This window comes from Glaciimonas sp. GG7 (assembly GCF_052976905.1).
In genome coordinates, this window is record NZ_JBRIIQ010000016.1 from 1 (window position 1) to 26452 (window position 26452).

Genomic DNA, 26452 nt, shown 5'->3' on the forward strand with positions numbered 1-26452 from the left:
GCAGTCGGTGATAGCTTCTCTAAGCGCCCGGTTCATCGAGCACGAATCGATCTGGTCTTGCGTCACTCTGACGCAAGACCAGTGGGACCCGCTTGCTTTTTTTTGCCGAAATTTTACGTTGGTGAATTGATCTCGCGGTAATGACGAAGCTTTTCAGGAGGAGACAAAATGTCAGAAAATCGTGGTGTCGTCTACGTCGGTGACGGCAAAGTTGAAGTCCATTCCATACCTTTTCCCAAGCTCGATAATCCGCAAGGAAAAAAGATCGAGCACGGTGTCATTCTCAAAGTGGTATCTACCAATATTTGCGGCTCGGACCAGCACATGGTGCGCGGTCGCACCACTGCGCCAACCGGTTTAGTGCTCGGGCATGAAATTACCGGTGAAGTCATTGAATGCGGCTCGGATGTCGAGACGCTCAAAAAAGGCGATCTGGTGTCGGTCCCCTTCAACGTCGCCTGCGGTCGTTGCCGCACCTGCAAAGAGCAACATACCGGCGTATGCGAAACGGTCAACCCGGCCCGTGCTGGCGGTGCTTACGGCTATGTCGATATGGGCGGCTGGATCGGCGGGCAGTCGGAATACGTGATGGTCCCGTATGCGGATTTCAATTTATTGCGCTTTCCCGATAAAGATCAGGCGATGTCTAAAATCCGCGATCTGACGTGTTTGTCGGATATTTTGCCGACCGGTTATCACGGTGCCGTCACCGCTGGCGTGGGACCGGGCACGACCGTATATGTCGCCGGTGCAGGCCCGGTCGGTTTGGCGGCCGCTGCGTCGGCACGCTTGCTGGGCGCCGCGGTGGTGATTGTTGGTGACGTCAATCCTTTGCGCTTGATTCATGCCCGCAGTGTGGGGTTTGAGACGGTTGATTTGTCGTTGGATGCGACGCTGAGCGATCAGATTGCAGCCATTCTCGGTACGCCAGAAGTCGATTGCGCCATCGATTGCGTCGGCTTTGAAGCGCGCGGTCATGGGCATGCCGGTGCGCAGGCAGAAGCGCCAGCGACGGTGCTTAATTCATTGATGGAAATTACGCGGGTGGCGGGCAAGATCGGGATTCCCGGCTTGTATGTGACGGAAGATCCGGGTGCCACGGATGTGGCGGCTAAAAAGGGCAGTTTGAGTATTCGGCTGGGTTTGGGTTGGGCGAAGTCGCATAGTTTTCATACCGGGCAAACGCCGGTGATGAAATACAACCGTCAGTTGATGCAGGCAATTTTATGGGATCGGATCAAGATTGCGGACATCGTTGGGGTGGAGGTGATTTCGTTGGATAACGCGCCGCAGGGGTATGCGCAGTTTGATGCGGGTGCGCCGAAGAAGTTTGTGATTGATCCGCATCAATTGATTGGGCGGCTGGCTTAGTTTTCGATGGTGGGAGATAGCTTGATTGACTTGATGCGATCAAGCTATTTTTTCTTCTGCGGTTTATTTCTTGGCAGGTTCTTCGGGTGTTTCTGGTTGGCTGCGGGCATCGATTGATTCAATTTCTTGGATTGCGTGATTGCCTGGCAGGCGGGCTGAGGTCAGGGCGAGTTTTTGCAACGTCTGGCAGGCTGCGTCGCTGACGGTGAGTGCGTGGGGGGTGGGTCGGTGGAGCTCGTTGGTCTCGATGATGTCGAGGGTGGTGGTGATGCCTTGGGAGACGTCGGTTGCCAGTGTGGCGAAGTCGATGAGGAAGTAGCGTTGTTGGAGGGTGGTTGTAGATTGTTCGGAGGCTTTGCTGTTGGGCATCGGTTTATCCTTTAGTCCGGTTGGGCCGGGCCCGTTGGATAACGGGTGGGCGGCAAATGATGAGCTGACAGACTGGACACACATAACCATTAACCAGCAAGCCCGAAGGCTTTCTCACCATCGCCGCCCGGAGGGCGAACTTAGGTCCCAGACCGCATGACGCGGCCCAGGGTAAATGTGTGTTACAGGCTGTCAGACCTGTGTTCCTTTTTGAGGAACGTGCACACAATAACTCTGCTGAAGTGTGTAGGTCAATCGGTAAATGGGATTTTTTTTGGTCGCTTGAATTTTGGGCGGATTGTGATTATTTGGGGCTTTTTCGGTTGTTGGTTTCTGATGCGGTTGGTGCTCCGTTGAAGCTAGCCGGGGACGGCCCGGCAAGCCTCCACGGAGTACATACCGTTTCACAAACCACAGAACGAACAGGCCTCCCCGGAGTAGCAAACGCATCATTAACCAACACACCCAAAAACAGAAATTTATGCCATGAAAAAGACCAACACTTTTGGATTGACGGTTTCTTGCCCAAGCGAGGCAGGCCAGGTAGCCGCCATCGTCAAATTCCTCGCCGACCGCCAATGCTACATCTCCGAACTAGCCGTTTTCGACGACGACAACTTCCAAACATTTTTCCTAAGATGCATCTTCCGCACCCCAGAAAACACCCTCCTCACGCCAGAGGATTTACGCACCGATTTCGTCAAAGTAGCCACCCAATTCGGCATGCAATGGCAGATCCACGACATGCACCACCGCCCCAAAGTCGTGGTCATGGTATCGAAGCTAGACCATTGTTTAGCCGATTTGCTGTTCCGCTGGAAGATGGGCGAGCTACCTATGGATTTCAGCGCCATCATCTCTAATCACCCTGATCTGGCGCCGATGGCAGCGGCCCATAACATTCCCTTCCATCACCTGCCGGTGACGCCCGACAACAAGGCAGAACAGGAAACCGCCGTGCTGAAATTGATCGAAAAATACCAAGCTGAATTAGTTGTGCTGGCGCGCTACATGCAAATATTTTCAGAAGCAACCAGCGCTCAGTTACGTGGGCGTGCAATCAACATTCATCACTCTTTTTTGCCAAGTTTTAAGGGTGCAAAACCGTATCACCAAGCCTATCAACGGGGCGTAAAACTCATAGGTGCAACCTCCCATTTTATTACCGATGATCTTGATGAAGGACCGATTATTGAGCAGGCGGTAGAACGCGTCGATCACACTTGTAATCCCGAAAAATTGTTGGCAGTCGGGCGTGATGTTGAGTGTCTGGCGTTATCGCGGGCGGTGCAATATTTCATCGAACGGCGGTTGTTTGTGAATGGCAATCGGACTGTGATTTTGCAGTAAACAAGTTTTGTCCGGTGATCCTTCATTGCGTATAAATATAAAAAAGCTCCTCGTAAAATACGGGGAGCTTTTTTCTATATCCGTCAAGAGCGTTGCTCTTCTCTGCACAATACAGTCTGCCACGTCGTCGCGCCGGGCCAGACAACCGGAAAAACGTATATTCGTGCCGGTCCAACTGTCGTTTCCAGGTTAAAAAATCGTCGTTCTGTGTGTGCTTCAGGTACGAACGTCAGGATGCCTGATACTATTTTTGAGTAGCTGATTTTCATCGTAAGCGCGGCGTGAAGCGACAATGCAATTTTGTAATAGCAGCAAACTGACTGCTTGATGCGACGCATTGATCATTGCGGCGGCAATCGGCAGGGGTGAGTTTTGGTCGGTTTGCACCAGGCAGATACTGGCTAGTAAGACGGCCATGCCGCGATTGTTGCGTGCTTGTTCGTCATTTAAGCCCTGTGCGCCTGTGAGTATCTCCATCATGATAATCATTGCCTGGGTTGTCGGGGTTAGCGGTGTCAGACCATTGCGACTCAGATAAAAAACAGATTGCTTATCAGTATTGACCAGATACACTATTTTTTTGTCCTGGTCGAGATAGTGACTTGCGCCATAGGTGGTGAGTTTTTCTGATTTTTCACTTGGTTCAAGGTAGATAAAGTGCCACGGATTATCGGCGGAAATACGTTCCTTGAAAGTGCTCATCAATTGGGAAAAGAGTCCTTTATTTACATATTGCTGAAGGTAAATCTGATTAAGATCGTCCAGATAGCGGATGCTGTTGTTGCGGGCTTCTACACTGATGGCGTTGGTTGGAAAAAAGGATAATGATTTCTGTAATATCGGTAACTGATTTAGCTGCTGTATCGTGATTCCTGCGGCAGGATTGCAGGTAAAAGTGGCATCTTGAAATTCCGGGGGGACCATCATTTTAATTTTAGCGTCAAGGTTTTTGGCGAGCCACAACCTGTAATTAAAGTCGCGAATCTGTTTTCTTTTTAATAAGCTGGTATTCATGGGGTCGTACGCACATTGCTCAAGCCCGGCTTGTTGCAGAATCATATTGGTGATCAGACTGTTTAAGCCGGGTTTGTCCTCTTTTTGCAGCAATATATTCATCCATTGTTGCAAATACATGCGCTTGAGTGAGTGCTCTTGCGGCGCACCGGTGAGGTCGATATCATTTTGTATGTGCTCTAAATCACGGTCCCATGGGAAGCGAAAGATATTTCTAGTCGGGTCGATCGATTGCGGTTGTCCATAAACAGCCTCCCATTTTCCGAGATACAACTCTGCTGCATTGACTATCCCGCGGAACAACCAAATTTTGTCGTATAAATTGCCGAAAAGCGTGCGTGGGTTGCATGCGCTATCGGCAACGTCGGATGGCTTGATGTTGAAAGTCTTGTCGAATATTGCGGTGCCATTGCGATCGGAAAAATCGTTTATAAAGCTCAGTAGCGAGGGCAGTCTTTTGACGGCTGGATCGTTGCTGATGTTGCGCCCGGCGACCTCTAGCGTTACCTGTTCGTTGGGCCAGTCAGAATAGAAGCGATTGTTGAGTTTGTCTTTTGCTAGCATGGGGCTGAGATCATCCTCTCTGACGGCCTTAAAGTTACCACCGTCGTACCATGCTCCCCTGACTTCATAGACGGGTGCTACCCGATTTTCGTTAGTGATTAGTTGTATGTCAGTTTTGACGCCATCGATCATCGCATTGACGTTCTTGAATCCGCTTTGTACCAGCACCAGTGCGCCGGGAAATATATTCTCTGGCAATCCGGTACGTGACAACGCTGTCGGATCTTCGTCGGAGGTAGTACGCAATGTCGGTACCATCTCTATACCGTGCGGCCAACCGACCACCTCTGCAATGCGCGCTAACGTGTCATTGATGATTTGTTGGTTTGGGGCGGTGATTGATCTTTCATGTTGATTGTGTTCATTGGGCGCTTGCGCCTCCACCCATTGCTTCCACTCCTGAATCGATGCCAGTTGCGGTGGGTTATCGAGCTTACGTATTTCTCGTGCCAAATAAGCGTTAATCGCACCCGACTTGGTACCGGGGGAGTCTCCGTCGATGTACGGCCTGCGCAGTGTGTGTGTGGTCAGTTGTATGGCAAAGTCGATCATTGCCCGGCTGGTTGTCTCGCTTGGCGAGCTCCTGGCAATATCGTGCATGCTGTTGATTGCGGCGATGATGCGGTCTTTTTTAGCGACAGGGTAGTCATGCATGAGTTTATCGAGCCACTGTCCTAAATCCGGGATGGTCTCGCGGCGACCGAGCATCAGTCGCCATATATCCTCAGCCCATGGTGTATCGACTGTACGAACATTGTGCATCATGGCCAGATCCCATGCGATTAATTGATTGAACAATGCCACGTCGCCTTCAGGATGGTGCATTTTGCTTAAGCCTTTTCCATTCGGAAAAAGCCGGAGAATTCTCTCGGCTGAGGTTAGCAGCGAGCCTAAGCGACGACCTTTCGATAAGCCGGTGTACTCTGCTACCGCATTGAATAATCTTATTTGTTCTTTGTCCGTGAGGCATGTATAGCCTGTAATGTCATCTAACTCCGGGCGAATATGTAAATGCGACAGATATTGTTCGTATGAACCTGATAGCCCCTGGCTGTCGTAGGTGTATCTGAGTGCGTTAAGTACCGGCCCGATCATATACGGTATGGCTTGCTCAACACCGAGGGCGCGTTTGTAGCGCGCCAATATTTCTGCGATGTGGCTTTGCGCGTTGAAACCCCAACCTTCTTTCGCATCTGCTCTGCGACAGTACTCATATAACAGTGCCTCACTGTAGAGAGTACCGATCTGCACGACGGCCCACTCGTCGAAGTTATCGAGAAAATGATCGACCTGTGCGATGGAGAACTGCAACATTTCGGTAGCGAGCATCGGCGATGGATGGGTGCGCATGCTCTGGATTAATGCCGGGTTGTTGAATAGCCTGCTTTCTTGAAGGTTGCACAGAAAATCATCGATCCGTTCTGGTGTGTTGAGCAATAACCGCGCGCGTAATATAGCCGATGGGTGTGCGAGGATAAGGTCGTTTGCCTGCGTATCCCTGGCGTATTCTTGCATCCACGGTTCTAGCGCATAAAAATAAATCCTGTCGATAAGCAGCGGATCCGGCGGCAGTGCAAATGCGGTGTGGGCCAATACCAGTGCTTCCGCGCGGGTGAGGTTGCCGTCCTGTTCCATGAGTGCATATTTTGCGGACAAAAATTTATGCGCTGGCTCGGACAGTTTTTCTGCTTGTACCTGTGGCGGCTTGATACCTGACGTGGTGAAGGTGTCAACAATTGCTTGTTCCCAGCCCAGGAGTAGAAGATCGCGGTCTGTCGGGGAGAGGTTTTCTGTTCCCGTCAACATATCGGCCAAAGTGAGGTGGGCTTTTTGCTGCTTGCTGAGTGCATCCCAAGTCTGTGCTGTGGAGGCTGGTCTGGTTAGCGATGGCACATTGACATGACCATTATGTGGCGTATGTATCAGGCCACTACGTTGCGTTACGGTCGAGGGGTCAGATTGGGTCAACGCAATACGGATTTGGTCTGCTGTTTTCCCGATAAGGCGCCCGCCAAAAATGGCCGCTTTGGGCGGTATGGATGGAATTGTCTGCTTTGCCCATTCCATCAACTTACTTATTTCGACATCTTTCATCTCTGGTCTTGCTATCAGTTTGGCGGCAGCACTGGAAATTTTTCGTTTGATAATCCCTTGATTTCCTACGTAAGCTGCCATCCCGACGGCTTCAATCACTAAGCCTGCGAAGAAATAGGTGATGTGCATCTGCGCCGTCTGTGGGTCGTCGACAATCCTTGCCTTTAGGCCTTCCGGGATGACGGTGAGCACACCGATGGCGGTTGTCACCCACGGACTCAACGGTGGTCCCATGACGACGATTGTCGCTTGCAGGGTGGTTTGGGTTATTTCCAGGGCCAGTAATTGATTTTGTTCATCCTTTGAGAACACTGAGAAATCTGTATCCAACATGATTTTTTCTTTCAGCGCAGGCCACATGATATTGGCGGCCTTGCCAGGCTCGGAGAAGAGTAAGTGTGGGGCGATTTGCATGGGAAAATATTTATTTCGCATATAAGGGCTAAATAAATACTCTCCCCATTTGGCGGGCGCTTTCAGGGGTAATCCTTGCCTTATCGCGGCCTGTAAGACGGGGTTGCGTAGGGGAAGCCCGGAGATGGAGTCGATAGGGATGGGTTGGAAGGCGTCGTTCATACTAAAGAGATAGCTGGACACTCCCTCCGTGAAGGACGGCGCCGTGAATATGCTAGTGACAACATCCTCGCGATACCTGATGCTACGGATATTTTTTATAGCGTATTCCAACTTCTCTGCCAGCTCAGGGAGGTCCTTGTAGTGATACGCAAGAATGCCAGTAATGACGGCCTTAATATTCTTTTGGGCATCATCAACTAACGGTCCTGATGCGAGGCATTCCTCCATATATTTTCCCAAGGTATCCCACAGTGCGTCTTTGCTAATATCATGTTTGAGTCTTGGGGGAAATTTCGCAGGCCAATGTATTGTTATCTGATACATATGCGCTGCTACCGGGCCTGCATTTTCCTTGATCTCATGAAAAATTTTTCCTGTCGCAATATCTTGTACCGACCACGTCGCTTCGTAAAGAATCGGCTGTAATTGCTTCGGTTGCATATGTGCAGAGGCTACGTTCGTATTGCGCATGTCGTAATAACTAGCCAGGATGGGGATGTCTATATCGGACGCATGCAGACCATAGCTTTCGAATAGAACGATCAAATATTCCCGGAAAAAAGCCTGGATATTTTGTGTAAGGGGATTGAATCTTTTACTAATATTGGCCATAAAGATTTTTCGTTCTGCCATTTTTAGTTTCTCTGCTGCCAGTCCTTCTTCTTCTAATTTATGTGCGTACGTCCACCACTGGGTACCAAGAAACGTGTTGCTAGGACCAAAGCCAAGAACATGGCCAACACCTTCAACGCCGCCAATACTATTACCTCTATCCCCAAGCCCAAGGTAGGTGTTCAATGGCATGTGTCCGAGCATATTGCGCAGGTCTGCACTAAAACTTCTTGGCAGCAGTGTCGTCATACTATTTGCGGCGGCAGACAATGGTGGATGGGGGAGCGTGCTTGGGAGTGGCTGGTCAGACTTTTTTTGAACCATGCCTGGCAATGGTGGATTGATCGGCGTTGGCGATACGGTGAATCTATCGAAATCTGAATCCTGCTTGATCTGTTGCGGAGGCCGCGGAGCCGCAAGATTGCTTGATTTGTATGCTTTCCGGTCTGCCTTCGGCATTGTTGGTTTTGTATCCGCGATTGTCGGGTCTGCGCTGATTGGATCTTTATCCGCTCGGACTGGCTGACTCGGCTGTCCGCGCGCTGCGCTGTTCATGGCAATGGGTAGACGTAGCGAAGCGGCATACTGCGCAAGACGGGGCTGAGAGCGGTGATCTGCCGGACAATAGTCGAATGACGGAGCCGACCGATGGGCGGTATTTTGTCCGCCACTAAAAGAGTGCGGAAACGATGCGTTGTCCCGCCGTGGGATCACTGTCCCGGCGACAGAACCAATGGTCATTATTGCGAGTAATTGCGAGGCAACGCTCGATAATGTGGGCTGATTGTTCTGCATCGATAGCGCGGTGGGGAGCGCTCTCAGAGAGCAGGAATTGACGCTGGTAAATTCTGCTCTGAACCTGGCATTTTTACGCGTATTTCCATCGGATTTATACGATTTCGGCGGTGGGGAGTTATAACCGGAATTAGATATATGGTGGACATACTTCATCGTTATCTCTTTCTAGTCTGGCGTAAGATTGTCGATCAATCTGTATATCGACGATGTCTCTGTCCGGAGGACGTAATTGGGGCGTGATTGGTTGTGTTAATCCGATGCCCGGATGCGTCCGGCAAATTTAATATACGGTGCGTATTACTGAGCAGAGACGAAAAAATGCACGCTTTGACCACGCTCATTGACTGTTTGCCCAATGACGCCATAGCGCATCGCGGATCATTTTATTTTCATAAGTAACGCGTCGTGCAACGGAAAGCGCATTTTTAAGTAGCGTTAAAGTAGGTATTTGCTGTGATCTATCGATAGTGGCGGCGGCAATAGCTGATGGCGATTTATGCTTGATTTCATCGAGAATAATTTCGGTCAATGGGCCGGCCAGACTGCGTTCAGTACAGGCTTGTTCGTCATCTGTATCAGGTGCACTTAGCAAGATTTGTAGCAAGATATGGGTTGCCTGACGCACCGAATCCAATGGTTCGAGACCATTTTTAGTCAGGTAAAAAAGAGGATGCAGAGCAGGGTCTGCCAGAAACACCGTTTGTGTGTAACTTTCAATCCGATGGCTTTTACTATAAAGCTTGAGAATATGGGGTGTCTTTGCAGGGTTTGTATAAATAAAGTGCCACGGACTCTGGGCACAGATGCGCGATCGATATTTGCTCATTAGTCGGGCACCGATGCCCTGGTAGTCAAAAATGCGATGATAAATGTTGAGCAAATTATCCAGATATTGCTGACTATTCTCTCCAGCCTCAACGCTGATGTTGCTTAGCATGGGTAAGTGCAACGGTTGCGGCTGCAACGATGACAACTGCTCTATCGTCGACGTCATCGCATTACTTTCATTGGAATAGACACCCGCTCCCCGATATTGCGCTGGTGTATTGACTGTTAATAGTGCTTCGGCGTATCTGTATTCCCAGCGCCTTTTCTTGAGTTGATTCAGGCGTTCCGGGATCGGTAACGGCGTCCTTGGCTGACTGGAGGAGATGCGTTCATAGGTCAAGAGTCCGGCCTGATCCAGAATGAAATTTGTCAGCAGCTCGGTTAAGTTTTGATCGTCGTCACTTTGCGCCGCCGGTCTTTGCTGCAAAAATATAGTTAACCATTGTTCCAGATACAGACGCGGGGCGGAAATTGCCTGCGGCGTACCGGTCAGATCAAAATCTTTGGGAAGATGCTGCCATTGACTATCCCACGGTATATAAACGAAATGTCTGACGGGGTCGATATGCGCTGGTTGTCCGTAAATGAGGGTCCATTTCCCTACATATGGTTTAGCCGCATTGATGATCGCGCGAAAAAGCGGAACAGTGTAGATATCGTTAAACAGCGTGCGCGGGTTGTGCGCAGTTTTGTCAATGTCGGCTTGTTTAAAGATGAAAATGTCGTCGAATGTCTTAGTGCCATTGTTGTCGGAGAAATCGGTCAGGTCGTCCCGAATTCTGGCCAATAACGCTAAGCTTGGCGTCTTGCCCAGACGACGACTGGCGACTTCCAGCGTTGCTGCTTTCTGCCCCTTAGGCAGTTTATTGGAATAGAACGTCCCGGTAAGGGCGTCTCTGGCCAGCATTGGGGCGTAGAGAGATTGTTCACTTTGAAAATTGTCGTTGTACCAGGCTTTGCCATAGGCATTTTCGCGTTCGGAAACGGTCGTTACCAAGCCTTCGATGCCGAGCATTTTTACGTCGGATTCGACGCCATTGGTCGTCATTTTGACGTCGTCGAATCCACTCCGTACCAGCAGTTCGGCAAGGCGTTGTTCTCCCGGATCGGTGCTCAACGGTGACGGATTGCTAGCCCTAGTCTGAAATATTGTCTGCATCGCGTGGGATAACGTGGCATTGATGGCTTCTCGGCTTGGTGGCCCTATCCATCTTGCATGCAGCGGGCGCTCATCGGTCGGCTGGGTTGTCAGCCATTCTTTCCATTCCTGCATCGATGTCGGTTGCGTCTGGTTACCCAGGCGCGCCATTGCCTGATCCAAATAAGTGTTAATCGTCTCCGATCGGGTTCCCGGGGAATCTCCGCCGATCAATGGTGTGCGGAGTTGGCCTCTCATCTGTTGGATGGCGAAGTCGATCAGTCCCGCTGGCATGGTCGTGTGGGGTGATAACTTGGCAATGCCTTTCAAGTAGTAAGCTGTGGCGATGACACGGTCTGCTTTATGTTCGGGGTGCAGCCTGACCAGGTAGTCGATCAGGTTTTCCAAACCAGGTACTGCTTCTTGTCTATCGAGCATCAGTTGCCAAAAATCATCGACCCATTGCGAGTCGAGTTTGCGAACATTGTTATTCCCTGCCAGATCCAATGCGATTATTTGGCGAAACAAGGCGTTCACTCCTTCAGGGTAGTGCATTGCCGCTAAGTCAGTCTCGTCAGGGAACAGGTCGAGCATCCTATCGACCGAGGCCGCCAGCTTGCCAAGGTGAAAGTTCACAGATAAGCCGGTGCGTGCTTGTAGCGCGTCGAACATCCACAATTTTTGTCGGTCTGTCAGACGTATATAGCCGGGAATGTTATTGAGATTGGACCTGGTGCGTAAGTGATACAAAGACTGGCCCTGCGACCCTGATAATGCCATGTTGTCGGGGCCATACCGAAATGCCTTGAGTATTGCCGTCACCATATGTGGCCTGGCTTGCGCAAGACCTAACTGACGACTGAAGTTGGTGCGTATTTTTTGCGCTGTTCTTTTTTGTGGATCGAATACCCAGGCTTGTCCGGCATCTTTGCACTGAAGGTAGTCGTAGAACCACGCGAGATGATCGAAACTTCTGGGTAGCGGTAAGACGTCTTGTTGAAAGTCTTCCAAAAAAATAGCGGTCATCTCGGACGAGTAAGCCAACATATCGGCACGTAGCGTTGGTGATGCGCGCTCTTCTGTGATGTCGCGCCAGGCAGGGTTGGTTGTACTGATCTCCTGGATCTTATTGAGAAAGGCGTCAATTTTTTCCTGTGAGTCAAGTCGCAAGTATGCGGTGAGGGCTTCCGATGGATTTTCACGCATGGTCTGGACCAATGTAGTGTCCTGTTCAAGCGTATGCATCAACGGTTTTTGCAGATCGAAATAAATACGATCGAAGGTGCTTGCAGCCAGTGGTTGTGCGTAATCGGCAGTGGCTAGTTCCAGCGCATCGTCAGAGATGAAGTTGTTGACGTGTTCTTCGAGCAGATGGGCTGCCTGGATTAGTTTGCGTACTGGAAGCGGTAATTTCTTCCACTCGTCTTCCGGCGGCGGCAAGCTGAGCGTAGTGAGGGCTGTTTTAACGGCGTTGTTGTACTTCGTTTGTAAAGCGGCGGCGGCTGGCAGGGAGAGATCATTGAGGCGTGCCAAAAGAGTGGTGAGGATGGTATCGATTTTTTGGTCGGTACATTGTTTCGTACAATTGATGGCAAGCGGGGATGGCACGAGTAGCGCGGAAAGCCCTTCAAATGCATCAATATCGTCATCCTGAGGCAGATCAGGCAGCGCATTGCCGGGAGACACTGAGAAGGGATGTTCGGGTGCTTTCGTGTGGACCTGCGGACCTGCCGGTCGCTTTACGGATGAGGTCGAAATTGACGAGAGTTGGATGGTAATTTTAGGCCGCTTTAACGGATCTTTCGGATGTTTTTCTTCAGGCGGCAAAGCCAGAAATGGATTTGCTTGTACTGTAAATGTCGGTCCTTCGTTTATCGACGCGGTTCCATCGAGCCCCCAACTAATGGCATCAGTAAGATCGAATGCTTGAATCGCATTGCTGTCAGCGACGCCCAGATAGTCATTTTTAAATCCGATGGCGATGCCGTCATCCAGTTTTGACATGGCATGTTCGAGCTTGCCACTCTCGCTGATAAGACCAAACCTGGAGCCGGCTGGAAGCGCTAAGAACTCTGCCTGATTTTTAATGAGTTTTGGTGTCGTACTAAGAAAGGCGGCAAAACTATTAGGATGCGTCTGGCTCGTTATTTGTTCAAGTTGGGAGGCGACAATCAATCCTGCATCGTGTTCAAGCTGAGCAACAAAATCCCAACTGTTGGCGTCTTGAGCGAGTTTTTTTACCAAACTTCCAGAGGGTGCGGCGACGCTGTTTTGCGCTAAGTAGAGAAATTTTTCATGGGATGCCAGGTTGAGGTAATTTTTGTAATCCGTTGCCCAGTGAGTCAGCTTGCTGAGTTCGATATTTCTCATCGACGGCGTTATTGCCAGCTTGTGTACGCTTTTGGCGATTCGCGTCATGATGAACGTTTTATGGCCGATGAAAAACTGAAGTCCGACATATTCAATGACTAACCCGACGAAAAAATCCGTCAGATGTTCTCTCGACTTATTTGGATTATCGGCAACGATAGCCAATCCTATATCCGGGAGTGTTGAGAGGACGCTGGCAGCAAATGACACCAACGGCCTCAGGGGAGCGCTCCCGGCCATCATGGTGGCCTTCATCCCGGTTTTTATCAGCCCCATTGTTAACATCAAGTCTTTTTCGTCGCTTGATAGAACGTTTATATCCATATCTGAAAATAATTTATCGATGGCTGCGCGCCATAAAATATCCTCGACCCTGGCAGGTGTTCCTAAGAACGACAGATATGATTCCACATGCATTGGAAAGGGTGATTTAGACAAGTATGGAGAAAATAAACTATCGCCCAGCTCGATTATTTTTTTTAAGGGTAAACCGTTCTTGACCACTTCCTTCAAGGCGTCATAATTTATCCGAAAATTGTCATGCTTGACATTGACAGGGGTGAGCGTATCGCTCATCGAATAGAGGCGCCCGTAGCTTCCTGCTGTCCCCCCCGGCGCTACAAACAGGCCGGCAACGCGGTCGCCTCTAAAGAAAACCGGTCTGGCCTTTTGGAGGAAGTTGGTTAACTGTGCATCGCACTGGGCCGGGTCGCCATCGTAATGTCGGGAAAATAATTCGGTAGCGTAGGCTTTAATGGTTCTTTTTGCGTCATCCACCAATGGCCCTGATGTGAAGCGTGTCGTCATCAGTTTGCTAAAGGTGCGCCACAACCAGCCAGTGGTTATTTCTTTCTTTATTCGCAGCGTGAAATTGGAAGGCCAGTGGTAGGTAACATCATTCATATTATGTGCCGTGACAGGGCCTGCCTTGTCTTCGATCTCATAAAAATTTTCCCCTGTCGCAATTTGTTTTACGGTCCATTGTGCAGTGTGCGAAATCACCTCTGGTTGCTTCGGTTGTAAATGGGAATGTGGCGCATTGACAGGGCGTTCGTTATCAAATCTGGCGGAGATACGCTGATGGATAGCGTCTCTCGGCAGACCTTCACTCTCAAATAAATTTCCTAAAGCGGCATCAATATAGGTTGAGAACGAATCGATAAAGGGATCAAATGGAATGCTTTCAATAAAAATCTGATCCATCTTTTGTCGTTCATTTTCACGCAGTATTGCGTCAGCCCGATCCCGAATTGCTTCGCGCCAACCCGAATTCATCATTGAAAAATTGGGCTTGGAATTCACTCCGGATAGCAGCCAATTACCGCTGATTGGTCCATCTGGCGAAATGTAAGTGACCGCCGACTCGCCTAGCAGCATATGGCGTGCGTCTGAAATAAAGCTTCTTTCCTTGCTATTTGAAAGACTATTTGCGGCTGCAGATAATGGGGGATGGGGGATGGAGTCTGATGAGGGATTGTCCGAGATGTGATGCGCTAGTCGCGCATCGCCAGACTGCTCTGAGACTGAGGCATACGGCGGTTGCGCAACGGGGGGTGGCGATTGTCTGGGACGTATTAATTCGGGATATTTTGAGCCGTTCTTTTTCTTGTTTATTTGAGTTCTGGTCTTTGTTATTTTTACATCCGGGAGTACGCGACGCGGCGTGCTGTTTATCACAATGGGTGGGCGTAGCGGAGCGGCATGGTGCGCAAGACTAGTCTGAGAGTGGTGATTTTTTGGACAATAACCAAAGGGCGAATCTGACGGATGGGCGGCATTTTGTCCGCCGCTAAAAGAATGCGGGAACGATGTATTGCCTGGCCGTGGAATCACTGTCCCGGCGACAGAGCCAATGGTCATTATTGCAAGCAATTTCGAGACAACGCTCGATGGGGTTGGCTGATTGCCCTGCATCGATAGCGCAGTGGGGAGCGCTCTCAGGGAGGATGAATGGACGCTGGTAAATTCTGCTCTGAACTTGGCGTTTTTACGTGTATTTTCGTCGAATTGAGACGGTTTCGGTGGTCGATAGATGTGACCGGAATTAGAGATGTGGTGGACATGCTTCATCGTTGTTTCTTTCAAGTCTGGAGACTGTCTATCTGGAGGGCGTCTCTGGTCGCCTCGACCAGACGGGCCAGTTCACACTCATGGACTAATGCCGTAATAACGTGACAGCGCATTCGACAAAATTTGGTTTTCGTAAGTGGCATATCGTGCTACGGAGAGAGAGTTTTTCAGCAGTTGCAGGATGTGGTTTTCCTGGGACGCAACGACAGTGGCGGCGGCAATGGCGGTTGGGGAATTGTGGTTGAGTTCCCGTATGACAATGTCCGTCAACGGGCCGGCTCCATTACGTTTGGTGCAGGCAAGTCTGCCATCGAGATCCGGTTCGTGTAGCAATATTTGTAGCAAGATCTGTGTCGCCTGACGTGTCGCGCCTACCTGTTTCAGACCATTGGCCGTCAGGTAAAAAAATGAGTGCAGGGTGGGGTCAACCAGATACACCGTTTCTGTTTCATGGTCGATACGGTGGCTTGCACTATAGGATGTGAAAATATTGTGCGTCTTTTCAGGGTCTACATAGATGAAGTGCCACCGACTATTGGGACCGATACGAGACCGATACTTGGTCATTAGTCGGGCACCGATACCTTGGCGGTCATAAATTTGACGATAAATTTTGAGAAAATTATCCAGATATTGTTGGCTATTGTCTCCAGCCTCAACGCTGATGGCGCTCAACGCAGGCAAATAAAATGCTTCCGGCGGCAGCGACGCTAACTGGGCTAGCGTCAATGTCACGGCCTTACTTTCAGTTGCGTTGTAAGAAAAATGCGGCCCCTTATATTGCCCTGAGGTAATGCTTGTCAGGAGGTCATTGGCGTATCTGTTTTTCCATCGCATTTTATCGAATTGGTATAGACGATCTGGCACGGGTAACGGCGTCCTTGGCTGATCGGAAGAGATGCGTTCATAGGTCAAGAGACCGGCCTGATCCAGAATGATATTGGTGAGCAGTACGGTTAAGTCTTGATCGCTACTCTTTTTCAATACGGATCTTTGCTGCAAAAATATGGCTAACCATTGTTCCAGATACAGACGCGGGGCGGAAATTGCCTGCGGCGTACCGGTCAGATCAAAATCTCTGGGAAGATACTGCCATTGACTATCCCACGGTATATAAACGAAATGTCTGATGGGGTCGATATGCGCTGGTTGTCCGTAAATGAGCGTCCATTTCCCTATATACGGTTTAACCACATTGATGATCGCGCGAAAAAGCGGGACAGCGTAGATGTCGTTAAATATCGTGCGTGGGTTGTGCCTGGTAGCTTCGAGATCGGTTTGTTTGAAGATGAAAATATCGTCGAATGTCTTAGTCCCATTGTTGTCAGAAAAATCGGTCAGGTCGTCTCGGATTTTGGTTAATAGGGCTAAGCTCGGGGTATTACTCAGAAGACTACCGGCGACCTCCAGTGTTGCGGCTCTTTGTCCTGTATAAAATTTACTGGAATAGAAGGATCCCGTAAGCGTGTCTCTGGCTAGCATCTGTGCGTAGGGGGACTGATTGCTACGAAAGTTGCCGTCGTACCACGCATCTCTATCTTGATAAACAGTCGTTACCAGGCCTTCGATGCCGAGTAGTTTTACGTCGTATGGGAGACCGTCGATGGTCGTCGTAATGTCGTCGAATCCACTCCGTACCAGCAGATCGGCACCGGCGAGGTATTGCTCTAGCGGGTCGGTGGACCACAATTGAGATGGATCTTTATCAGCGTCAGTCTGTAACGCCGCTAACTTCTCTAAACCCTTCTTCCAACGTATTGTCTGTATCGCGTTAGCTAACGTATTGTTGATGGTTTGTTGGTTTGGTGGTTCGATCCATCTGGTATGCAGCGGGTGCGGAAAGGTCGGCTGCGTTTTCAGCCATTGCTTCCAATCGGCAATGGATACCGGGTGCGGCTGGCCATCAATGTTAGCCATTTTTTCTTGCAAAAAATGGCTAATTGAATCTGCAAGCGTCGCTGGTGAGTCTCCGCCGATCAAGGGGGGGCGGAGTTGATATCGTATTCGCTGGAGCGCAAAGTCGATCAACTCCGCGGGTGTGGTCGCGCTTGGCGACGCCTTGGCAATAACGGATAAACGATGGGCCGCGGAGATGATACGATCGATGGCAGTAGTCGGATACTGCTCTATCAGGTGATCGATCAGGGCTCCCAAACCAGGTACGGTTGCGCGTCGATCAAGTATCGTTTGCCATAGTTCCTGCGCCCATTGCGCATTGACTTTGCGAACATTGTTATACGCAATCAGATCCAATGCGATTAATTGACTGAATAACGCGTCTTCACCGTCAGGGTAGCGCATTGCCGCTAAGAGATTTGTATCGGTGAACAGTTCGGCAGTTTTATAGACCGAGGCCGCTAGTGAGCCTAAACGATAGTCCGTCGCTAAGCTGGTGCGCGCTTGTAGCGCATCGAATAAGAGAAATTGTTGTTGGTCGGTAAGGGATGTATAACCGGGAATGTTATTGAGTTCCGGCATGCGGCGTAAGTCGTACAAAGACCGTCCGTCCGATCCTGACAACCCCATACGGTCGGGGCGATACCCGAATGCCTTCAGTACCGCCGTCACCAGGCGTGGCATGGATTGCTGAAGACCTAGCTGACGACTGAGGTTAATGCGTACTTTCTGCACTGTTCGTCTATGCGCATCGAACACCCAGGGTTGTCCGGAATCTTTGCACTCAATGTATGCGTATAACCACGCTAGACGATCGAAACTTCTGGGTAATGGCAGGGTGTCGAGTTGGAAGCGCTTCAAAAAAATAGCAATCATCTCGGACGAGTAAGCCAACATATCTGCATGCAATGCAGTATTTTCTACGATGCTGCGCCACTCTGTGTCGGCGGTGCTGAACTCTCGGAGGCTATTTAAAAAGGTGGTAATTTTTTCCGGCGAGTCAAGCAGTAAATACTTGGTAACGGCCGCCGATGGATTTGTGCGTATTTCCTGGATCAGTGTGGTGTCCTGTTCTAGCACCAGCATCAAAGGCTCTTGCTGATCAAAATAAATACGATCGAAGGTGGTGGGAGCCAGCGCTCGGCTGTAATAGGTGCTGGCCAATTTCAGCGCTTTATCAACAGTCAAATCGTTGCCTTGATCAATGAGGAGATATTTCAGTTCAAATAGTTTTTGTATTTGGGCGGACAAATTATCCCATTGGGCCTCCGGCGCATTTAAACTGAGCTTGGTGAGGGCGGTCTTGACGGTATTGTCGTATTGCCGTAGCAAAGCGGCGGCAGCTTGATAGGAGATGCTATTTGTTCTGGACAAGAAAGTGGTGAGGGCAGTATCGATTTTTTGTTTGGCGCATAGTGTCGTGCAATCAATAACCGGCATGGCTTGCGTTATCAGCACCGAAAGTCCATCAAAATCATCACTATCCGGTGATTGGTTGTGATTGAGATCAGCAGTGACCCTGACTTCTTTAACTGGAGGTGGACTATCTGGCGCCACTGAGACGGAATTTTCGTCCGGGTTTTTATGCCTTAGCTTGATCACCAATTTATTCATCGATGAAGCAGAAAATGGCGTGATTTTAGTTCTGGTCTTAGGAAGCCTTGAAGGATACTTTTCGTCATAGAGTATGCCCGAGGCTGGATAGGCCTGTACTGTAAATGTCGGCCCTCCGTTGATTGACGCCGATCCATCCGCTCCCCAACTGATGGCAGTACTGAGGTCAAATGCTTGAATCGTATTTTCATCATCGATTCTCAGATAATCATTCTTAAAACCGATAGCGATACCGTCATCCAGTTTTGACATGGCGTGTTTTAGCTCTCCATTCCTACCAATAAAACCAATCCTGGAAAACTGTGGGAGCGCTAAGAATTCTTGCTTGTTTTTAATTATTATTGGTGTATTGCCAAGCAAACTATCAAAACTTTGAGAGCGTGTCTCAGCCGTTAATTTATACAACTCGGACGTTGTAATAAATCCTGCCTCATGCTCCATCCGACCGACAAAATCCCAACTGTTGCTAGCACTCTTAGTGAGCTTTTTTGCCAGGTTTCCATGGGGGTTAGTTGTCGTGGTTTGGGCTAAATAATTAAATTTGTCACGCGGCTTGAGGCTGACGTAATTTTTGAAATTGGTTGCCCACTCAGCCAATTTTTTCTGTTCGAGATTTTTTGCCAAAGGTGTCGTAATCAACTTTTGCTGACTCTTATTTATCCGGGCCATGAGGAGCGTCTTATGACCTAAATAAAAACTGAGTCCAACGGTTTCGATCATTATCCCTGTGAGGCAATTCTTCAGATGCGTGTTCGATACCTCTGGACTATCGGCAATCTGCACCATTCCTGCATCCGGGAGCATTGCGATCATACCTGTTGCGAGGGACAGTAACGGCCTCAAAGGAACCCCGGCCATCAAGATCAATTTCACCCCCGTTTTTGCCATCCCCAAAGCGAACATCTGTGGTGGTCAAGTAATTTCGGACACAACAATAGGTTTTTTTTCTGCCATTTTTCGCTCGTAGGCGACGGGCGACAGATTTCCCAATACTGAATTGAATCGCTCGGTGTTATAGAACCCGACAATGTAAGCAGTAATGTCTTTGCTAGCCTCCGCGTGGTTGGCATATTGGCGTTGCCAGACGCGTTCCATCTTGAGATTGAGGAAGAAGCGTTCAGCAACGGCATTGTCCCAGCAGTTTGCACGGCGGCTCATACTGCAAACAAAGCCATGTTCATCGAGAAGGCCCTGGTAGAGCTGGCTGGCATATTGGCTGCCGCGATCGGAATGGACAATTAGCCCGGAGGCTGGTTGTCGTTGCGCAATCGCCATGTTCAGAGCAGCACAAACCAGTTCTGCTGGCATGCTCGGAGCCATCGCCCAACCGACTATTTTGCGTGCGAACAAATCCAGGACGATGGCCAGATACAGCCACCCGGCACCAGTACGGATGTAGGTAATATCAGTGACATACGCCAAGTCTGGTGCAGCAGGATTGAACTGCCGGTTGAGGATATTAGCGGCTACTGGCAAGTTATGTTTGCTGTCTGTTGTGTGGATAAACTTACGTTTCCAAACGGGTTTTAAGCTGGCTCGGCGCATCAGGCTACGTATCTTGTAGCGACCGATCACAAAGCCTTGATTCCTCATTGCGGTGACCAACCGACGACTGCCATAGCTTTGATGGCTGGCCATAAAAGCAGCCTTCAGGTGAACGCTTGTTTTACACAAAACCGGTTTAGCAGCACGATGCTGTGCCTCGTAATAGCCAGAACGACTCACGCTCAGGACGCGGCAGCAGTGTTTTACCGGGAAGGCCTTCTCTTGCAGTTGACGAATGAGTTGATAGCTCATTTCATTTCCCGGGCAAAGAAGGCCGATGCTTTTTTTAAGATATCAACATCCTGGCGAAGTTGGCGATTATCGTTTTCTAATTGTCGTATCCGTTGCTGCTCGGAGGTCAGCGGTAATCCTATCCCCGGCTTGCCGTTCTGCTCAGCGCCGTACTGCGTTACCCAACGACGAATTGCTGTGGTGCCTATGTTCATACTGGCGCTGACATGTTGAATACTCAGGCCTTGTTCTTTGATCATCCGCACGACTTCCAGCTTCAGGCTGCTGTCGTAATTCTTATGTTGCTTTGACATTTATATTTCCTCAGTTGATGGATTATCCACCCATTGAGGTGTCCGGAAAAATTAGACCACAGCAATCCAGTTTTTTTCTTCGCTTGAAAGGACGTTCAGATCCATATCTGAACGCAGTTTATGGATGGCGGCATCCCATAAAACATCCTCGATCCTGCCCTCTCGGCCAAAGGTTAACTTTGGATCTACCCATCTTGGAAAGGGTTGCTTGGTCAATTCTTTGGAAAACAAACCGTCGCCCATCGCAGCTACTTTTTTTAATGGTAAACCGTGCTTTACCAATTCTTTCAAAGCATTACCCTCCAGGCAGAAATCGGCGTTATCGACGACGATAGGGGCAAATAAATTACCTATGGAACAGAGCATGCCGTAGGTTCCTGCCTGTACCGGGGGCGTTAAGAAGAGGTTCGCGACGGGCTCTCCCAAATAGAACACTGGTTTGGCTTTTTCGACAAAGTTGGTGAGTGCGGCATCACTCTGGGCCGGGTCGCCGGTGTAGTTCTCGAAATATTGTTCGATAACGTAGGCTTTAATGGTTTTTTTTGCGTCATCGACTAGCGGCCCGGAGGTGAGGCGTATGTCCATAAATTTGGCAAAAATATGCCACAGCCAGCCATTGGTCAGTTTTTGCGTTACAGGTCTGGGAAAATTGGAGGGCCAATCGTAAGCGACATCATTCAAATGTGCCGTCAGGGGGCCTGCCTTGATTTCTATGTCAGCAAGATTTGCTCCTGTCGCAATGTCGTTTATTGACCAGCGCCCAGTGTGTTCAATCGCCTTGGGTTGCTGCGCCTGCAGATGGGCAGAGGCGGCATGTATGAGGCGACTGTCTAAATATTTGGCATCGATGTACTGATTCATAGCCTCTTTGGGCAAACGCTCTTTCTCAAACAAGTTACCTAAAGCTTCTTCGATAAATGTTTGGAAGGAATCAACAAATGGATTAAATTCAATGTTCTCTATCAACACCTGCTCTTGCGCCAGACGTTCATTTTCCCTCTGTATTTTTTCAGCCTTAAGACGCGCCGTTTTTTCAAAGTCGGTTCTCAGAATAGACATTCCGGGATCGGAGCTAACACCCGGGAACGGCCAACTACCGCTGACCGGGCCTTCGGATGACAGATAAGTGTCAGCCGACTTGCCTTGCAGCATATTGCTTGTGTCTGCAATCAAGCCTCTTTGTTTGCTGTCGGGATGGCTATTCGCGGCCGCAGATAATGGTGGATGGGAAGGGGCGTTCGTAAGCGGATTGTCATGCCTTGAGACTGGGGCTTGCAGCGGTTGTTTAGCGGGTTGTGCCGCACGCGCACTGGGTTGTGTGTCGGATTTCCTGATGGCAGGGAGGAATGTCGGACTATCAAGATCTGGATCGTGTTTGATCGGTCGCTTCAGATGTTGATAAACAGAGGGACGTTGTTGCTTAAGCCTTGGTGATTCGGGATGGTTTGATTTGAGTTTACCCACTCGGGGGGGGGGCTTTGCTGTTTTTGCATGTATGACCGGCGGGGCAGCTTTGGCTGTCGAGCTCGGCTGGCCTGCGTTGCGAGGTGTGCTATCTGCGTCAGGACATGCACGCGACGAAGCGGGATGGCGTCCATACGGACGACTGGTCTGAGCGTGCTGATCTGCGGAACAAAAACCGTAGGGCGCATCTGACCATCGGACAACATTTCCTACGCTGCTCAAAGAATCAGGCAGCGACGAATTACCCTTTGTTAATCCGATTGAGATGGGTGCATTGATTGAACTAAGCGCCAGCAATGCGATTAATTGTGGGGCAATGTTGGATTGATTGTTGGACTGATGCTGAGTTACCCAACGCGAAGAAGATGCGGTGTAAAGCGCTCTGAGGGAGGGAGAATCCGCTCTGACAAATTTTGCTGCGAACTTTTCTTTTTTTGCAATATTCAGATCGGATTTGCTTGGTTTTTGTGAGCGGTACGTGCTACCAAAATTGGATATGTAGTTAAATTTAGGCATCGGGTCGCTCCGTGACCTTGATCCGGGTCGATTGTTATCTGCTGTCTATTGAGGACGATGATCGGTCGTGTTGTGCATCATAATGTTGAGGCATTATGCGCTGTAAGATTAAATTTTGAGGGGTTGCTCATCACAATGAGCGATTTTTGAATTTTGTTATTTGGTCAACATAGGGCTTACGCAAAATTGTACCGGCTAAGGCAGCGTCCGGTTGGCGTAAGCTCCCCAGCGGCACAGATCTATATAAAATGTAAAAGTGTCTGGAAGATGGATATGACCGATCCTGGCGTTGGCCAATTCATCTGGCATTTTCGTGGATCACTGCTGCAATCCGATGACTAACGTTTGGGGCAGAACGTCCGTGGTTTTGTTGTTTGATGTGAGGGCTGTCTGGTCTGTCGGCATATAAGCGCTTAGTGGCTTTGTCCGTACCTGATATTACGTTGAGGCTATTCTTTCCTGATGGTCTGACACCACCGTAGTATCACACTCCCTGATCTTGATAAATGGTCGCCGCCGGATGCGTATTGATGATCATTTCTATCGGATAGGTGACGCCATTGATGATCGTTGTGATGCCCTTGACCCCACTCTGGACTAGCAATCTGGCAACGGCGAGGGGATCTTCTTTTACCTTCGCGTGTGAAAGTGGCTGACTTTGGATGGCACCGGGAAACATTTCTGATCCCAATTTTTTTATCGCGCGCGCGAGCATCGCGTTGGTGGCACTGGTAGGTGTGACGGCCGGTTGACTCGGGCCTGCGATTGCACTTGCGTTGGACGGAATTTCCCAACTGGTAGGTTCTGTTTCCAGAAAATCCCGCCACTCTTGAGGAGATTGGGGTTGCACTTGCTCACCCATGACATGGGTTAAATAATCGTTAATTGCTTGTGTCCGTGTCTGCGGTGAATCTCCATCGATGAACGGTATGAGTGTATTTTGTGCGAGCTGTATCGCCAGCTCGATCATTTGGGGCGTGATCCCGCTGCCAGGCTGTGCCTTGGCCATCTTATACAAACTATTGATCGTGGCGATGGTGAGGTCGCGATCTCGTTGGTAGTGCTTGTACTTCAGTTTGTATAACCAGAGTGCGACACCGGGGATGTCGCGTCGACTGTTCATCAGTTCCCAGAATGTCACAGACCATTCCTGATCGATTTCGCCAACATTGTTGCTTGCTGCCAGATCCAATCCTATTAATTGGTTGAGTAATACATTTTCACCTCCCGTGTAGTTCATCTTGGTTAAGTCTGCCGGATCGGCGAATAAGGTGAGCACTCTGGCGGCCGAGGCCAGGAACGAGCTTAAGGGACGGTCCATCGGGATGCCGGTGATAGCGCTGATCGTTTTGAATACGGTCAATTTTTGTTGGTCATTGAAGAGGCGATAACCGGGGATGTCTTTGAGTTTGTCTTCATTGCGCAGACCGCCCAGATACCGTTCCTCAAACCCTGGCAGCGCCATGCGGTCATGGTCGTAGTAGTTGAGTTTGTTAAGTACCTGCAACGCTATCGGCGTGATGACTTGATCGATGCCGAGTGTGCGTTTGTAGTCCGCTAATATATTCGCTATTGGGCTGCGATGATTGAAATGCCAGCCTTGTCCAAAGGCTAGTCTGCGACGGTATTCATGGAGCATTGCCTGAGGGAGGAGATAGCCGGGCTGAGGTAGCGCCGTCTCGTCGAAATAGATGAGAAAGGTATCCATCTGTCTCGATGAGAACGCTAATATTTCGCTGGGCATGGATGGTGCCGGATGGCTACGCATGCTGTCGACTGTGCTTTTAAAAAGCACGTTTTCTTCCAGGCTATCAAGAAACACCGTAATCCGTTTTGCTGTATTGAGTGCTAATGCCGAGCGTAATATATCTGAGGGATGTTCGAGTGCTCTGCGGTTTAAGCACGTGTCGTTTGCCTGTTTTTGCAACCACGGTTCTAGTGCATAAAAATACACCATGTCAACCACCTCAGGGGTGATCGGCTGCCCGTACTTTTCTTTGACGAATGTCCGTGCCTCAGTGTGATTGAGAGTATTTCCCTGATGGATGAGAGCGTATTTCAACGCAGAGAATTTTTGCGCTGCAGGCGACAATGTGTCAAATTGGTCTTTGGGCGGTTTGCTACTTGCGATGGTGAGGGTAGCGGTAATCGCTGCGTCCCAATCCTTGATTAACGCAGCGCTTTCTTTATAAGAAAGAATTTCTGCTCTGGCTATCATATAGGTCAGGGTAATGATGACTTTTTGCTCAGCGCTCAGTGCATCCCGCGCTGGTGAAATTGACGTTGGTGAGGTTGGCGTGGTTGGCAGAGGAGTATCAATAGCATCGGTCATTTGCGTATCGAGCGTCACACTAAGTGGCATTACGGTTGATTCTTTCGATATCGATCGTTTCAAAAAATTTCCTGTTACTGCTGTTGCCGGCCTTGTGGGGGATACGTTTGCGTTAGCCGATTTGGGTGCAGCAATCGGTATTTTTTCCTTTGCCCATTTCAATAGTTTTGCTATTTCAAAATTTTTTTTCGCTGGGTCTGCCATCAGTGTGGCCGTAGCTTTGGAAACTTCCAATTTAATAAGAATCCTGTTTCCTACGTAGGCTACCCCCCCGATGCTGTTAATCAATATGCCTCTCAGAAAGTGCCTGATATACGCCTGCATCTCCTTCGGATCGTCGACAACCGTCGCTGCTAAGGCATCTGGCATTGCGGCGACCGCACTGACGGCGTTTAACATCCAGGGAGATAACGCTGGTCCGAACACCATTGTTGCTGCCTTGATGGTCGACTTCGTTAGTCCCATAGCCAACATTTGGTTTTGTTCGGTAGGTGAGAATATAGAGAAATCTATATCTGATTTAAATTTTTCTTTGTACGCAATCCACAACATATCCCTGGCCTTTCCTGGACCTGAGAATGTTAAATATGGGATGACTAATCTGTGATACGTCCTTCCCTTTGTATAAGGTATAAATAAAGATTCGCCCAGACTGGCAACCATTTTCAGGGGCAGTCCTTGCCTTATCGCATTCTGAAAGAGCGGTTTGCGCAGTAAGGATGCGCCAGTGGCGTCAATAATTGTTGGAGGGAAAACATTGGTCATGCTAAATAGAACATTAGTGCCTGCTATGCGGCCAGGACCTGCAAATACGTCTGCAACATCAACACCTTGATACGAGACCCTGCGGATGTGTTGTTTCAAATTATCTATATTCAGCGCTATTTTAGGAAAATTCTTGTAATAGTCCATAAGAATGCCGGCAACCATGGCGTCAATATTGGTTTTTGCCTGATCAACCAGTGGTCCTGAGTCGAGGCTTTTCATCATGAATTCGGTGTACGCACTCCATATTCCGTTTTCTTTTTGCGTAATGATATTTTGGAGAGAGCGCTTATATGAATCAGGCCAAAATATGACGTACCTCCCTCTGTTTGCTGCCATTTCGCCTGCATATTTTTTTACCTCTTTGAGATTTTCCCCGGTCGCCATTTCTAGTGGCGTCCAGCTGGTGTAGTACTCAATCGGCTGTAGTTGCTTTGGTCGTAACAGGATATCGAGGCCGTCCATTTTGCGCGTATCGATAATTTTGGCGGCGATCCGCTTGTGTATTGCTGACTCAGGCAAACCATGACGTTTGAAAGCATCTTTTAAATATGTCACGGAAAAATCATTGCTATTTTGCGTAGTGGGATCGAATGGAAAGTAATACCAAAAATCCTCCTA

The 26452-nt window shown here is 49.3% G+C and carries 9 protein-coding genes; 2 read left to right on the plus strand and 7 right to left on the minus strand.

Annotation, left to right across the window (positions count from 1 at the left end):
* Positions 1-168 precede the first annotated feature (168 nt).
* Positions 169-1371 (plus strand): formaldehyde dehydrogenase, glutathione-independent, encoded by a 1203-nt coding sequence (gene fdhA / locus ACVBEF_RS06075; RefSeq protein ID WP_447123041.1) that lies wholly within the window; start codon positions 169-171, stop codon positions 1369-1371.
* A 63-nt stretch (positions 1372-1434) separates the two neighbouring features.
* Here the strand turns inward: fdhA and ACVBEF_RS06080 are convergent, their stop codons facing one another.
* Positions 1435-1740: a hypothetical protein gene (locus ACVBEF_RS06080; RefSeq protein WP_447123042.1), complete on the minus strand. Its 306-nt coding sequence runs from the start codon at positions 1738-1740 to the stop codon at positions 1435-1437.
* 477 nt (positions 1741-2217) lie between these two features.
* Between ACVBEF_RS06080 and purU the strand changes: the two genes are divergently transcribed.
* Positions 2218-3090 carry a formyltetrahydrofolate deformylase gene (gene purU / locus ACVBEF_RS06085; protein WP_447123078.1) on the plus strand — a complete coding sequence of 291 codons (873 nt, stop codon included), beginning with the start codon at positions 2218-2220 and terminating at the stop codon, positions 3088-3090.
* 216 nt (positions 3091-3306) lie between these two features.
* On the opposite strand, the gene ACVBEF_RS06090 is transcribed toward purU, so the two are convergent.
* From ACVBEF_RS06090 to ACVBEF_RS06115, 6 genes are all read right to left on the minus strand, one after another.
* Complete coding sequence (locus ACVBEF_RS06090) at positions 3307-8901, minus strand: hypothetical protein (RefSeq protein ID WP_447123043.1); 5595 nt, start codon at positions 8899-8901, stop codon at positions 3307-3309.
* 184 nt (positions 8902-9085) lie between these two features.
* A complete protein-coding gene (locus tag ACVBEF_RS06095) occupies positions 9086-15154 on the minus strand; it encodes a hypothetical protein (protein ID WP_447123044.1) in 6069 nt (2022 codons plus the stop codon).
* A gap of 78 nt (positions 15155-15232) precedes the next feature.
* Positions 15233-19477 (minus strand): hypothetical protein, encoded by a 4245-nt coding sequence (locus ACVBEF_RS06100; RefSeq protein ID WP_447123045.1) that lies wholly within the window; start codon positions 19475-19477, stop codon positions 15233-15235.
* 99 nt (positions 19478-19576) lie between these two features.
* A protein-coding gene (locus ACVBEF_RS06105) for an IS3 family transposase (RefSeq protein WP_447122149.1) occupies positions 19577-20754 on the minus strand; the annotation gives its coding sequence in 2 pieces (ribosomal slippage) (positions 19577-20487 and positions 20487-20754; 1179 coding nt in all).
* 51 nt (positions 20755-20805) lie between these two features.
* The gene (locus ACVBEF_RS06110) at positions 20806-22734 is read right to left on the minus strand and encodes a hypothetical protein (RefSeq protein WP_447123046.1); all 1929 of its coding nucleotides are present in this window, start codon (positions 22732-22734) and stop codon (positions 20806-20808) included.
* 484 nt (positions 22735-23218) lie between these two features.
* The gene (locus tag ACVBEF_RS06115) at positions 23219-26389 is read right to left on the minus strand and encodes a hypothetical protein (RefSeq protein ID WP_447123047.1); all 3171 of its coding nucleotides are present in this window, start codon (positions 26387-26389) and stop codon (positions 23219-23221) included.
* Between the last annotated feature and the right edge of the window lie 63 nt (positions 26390-26452).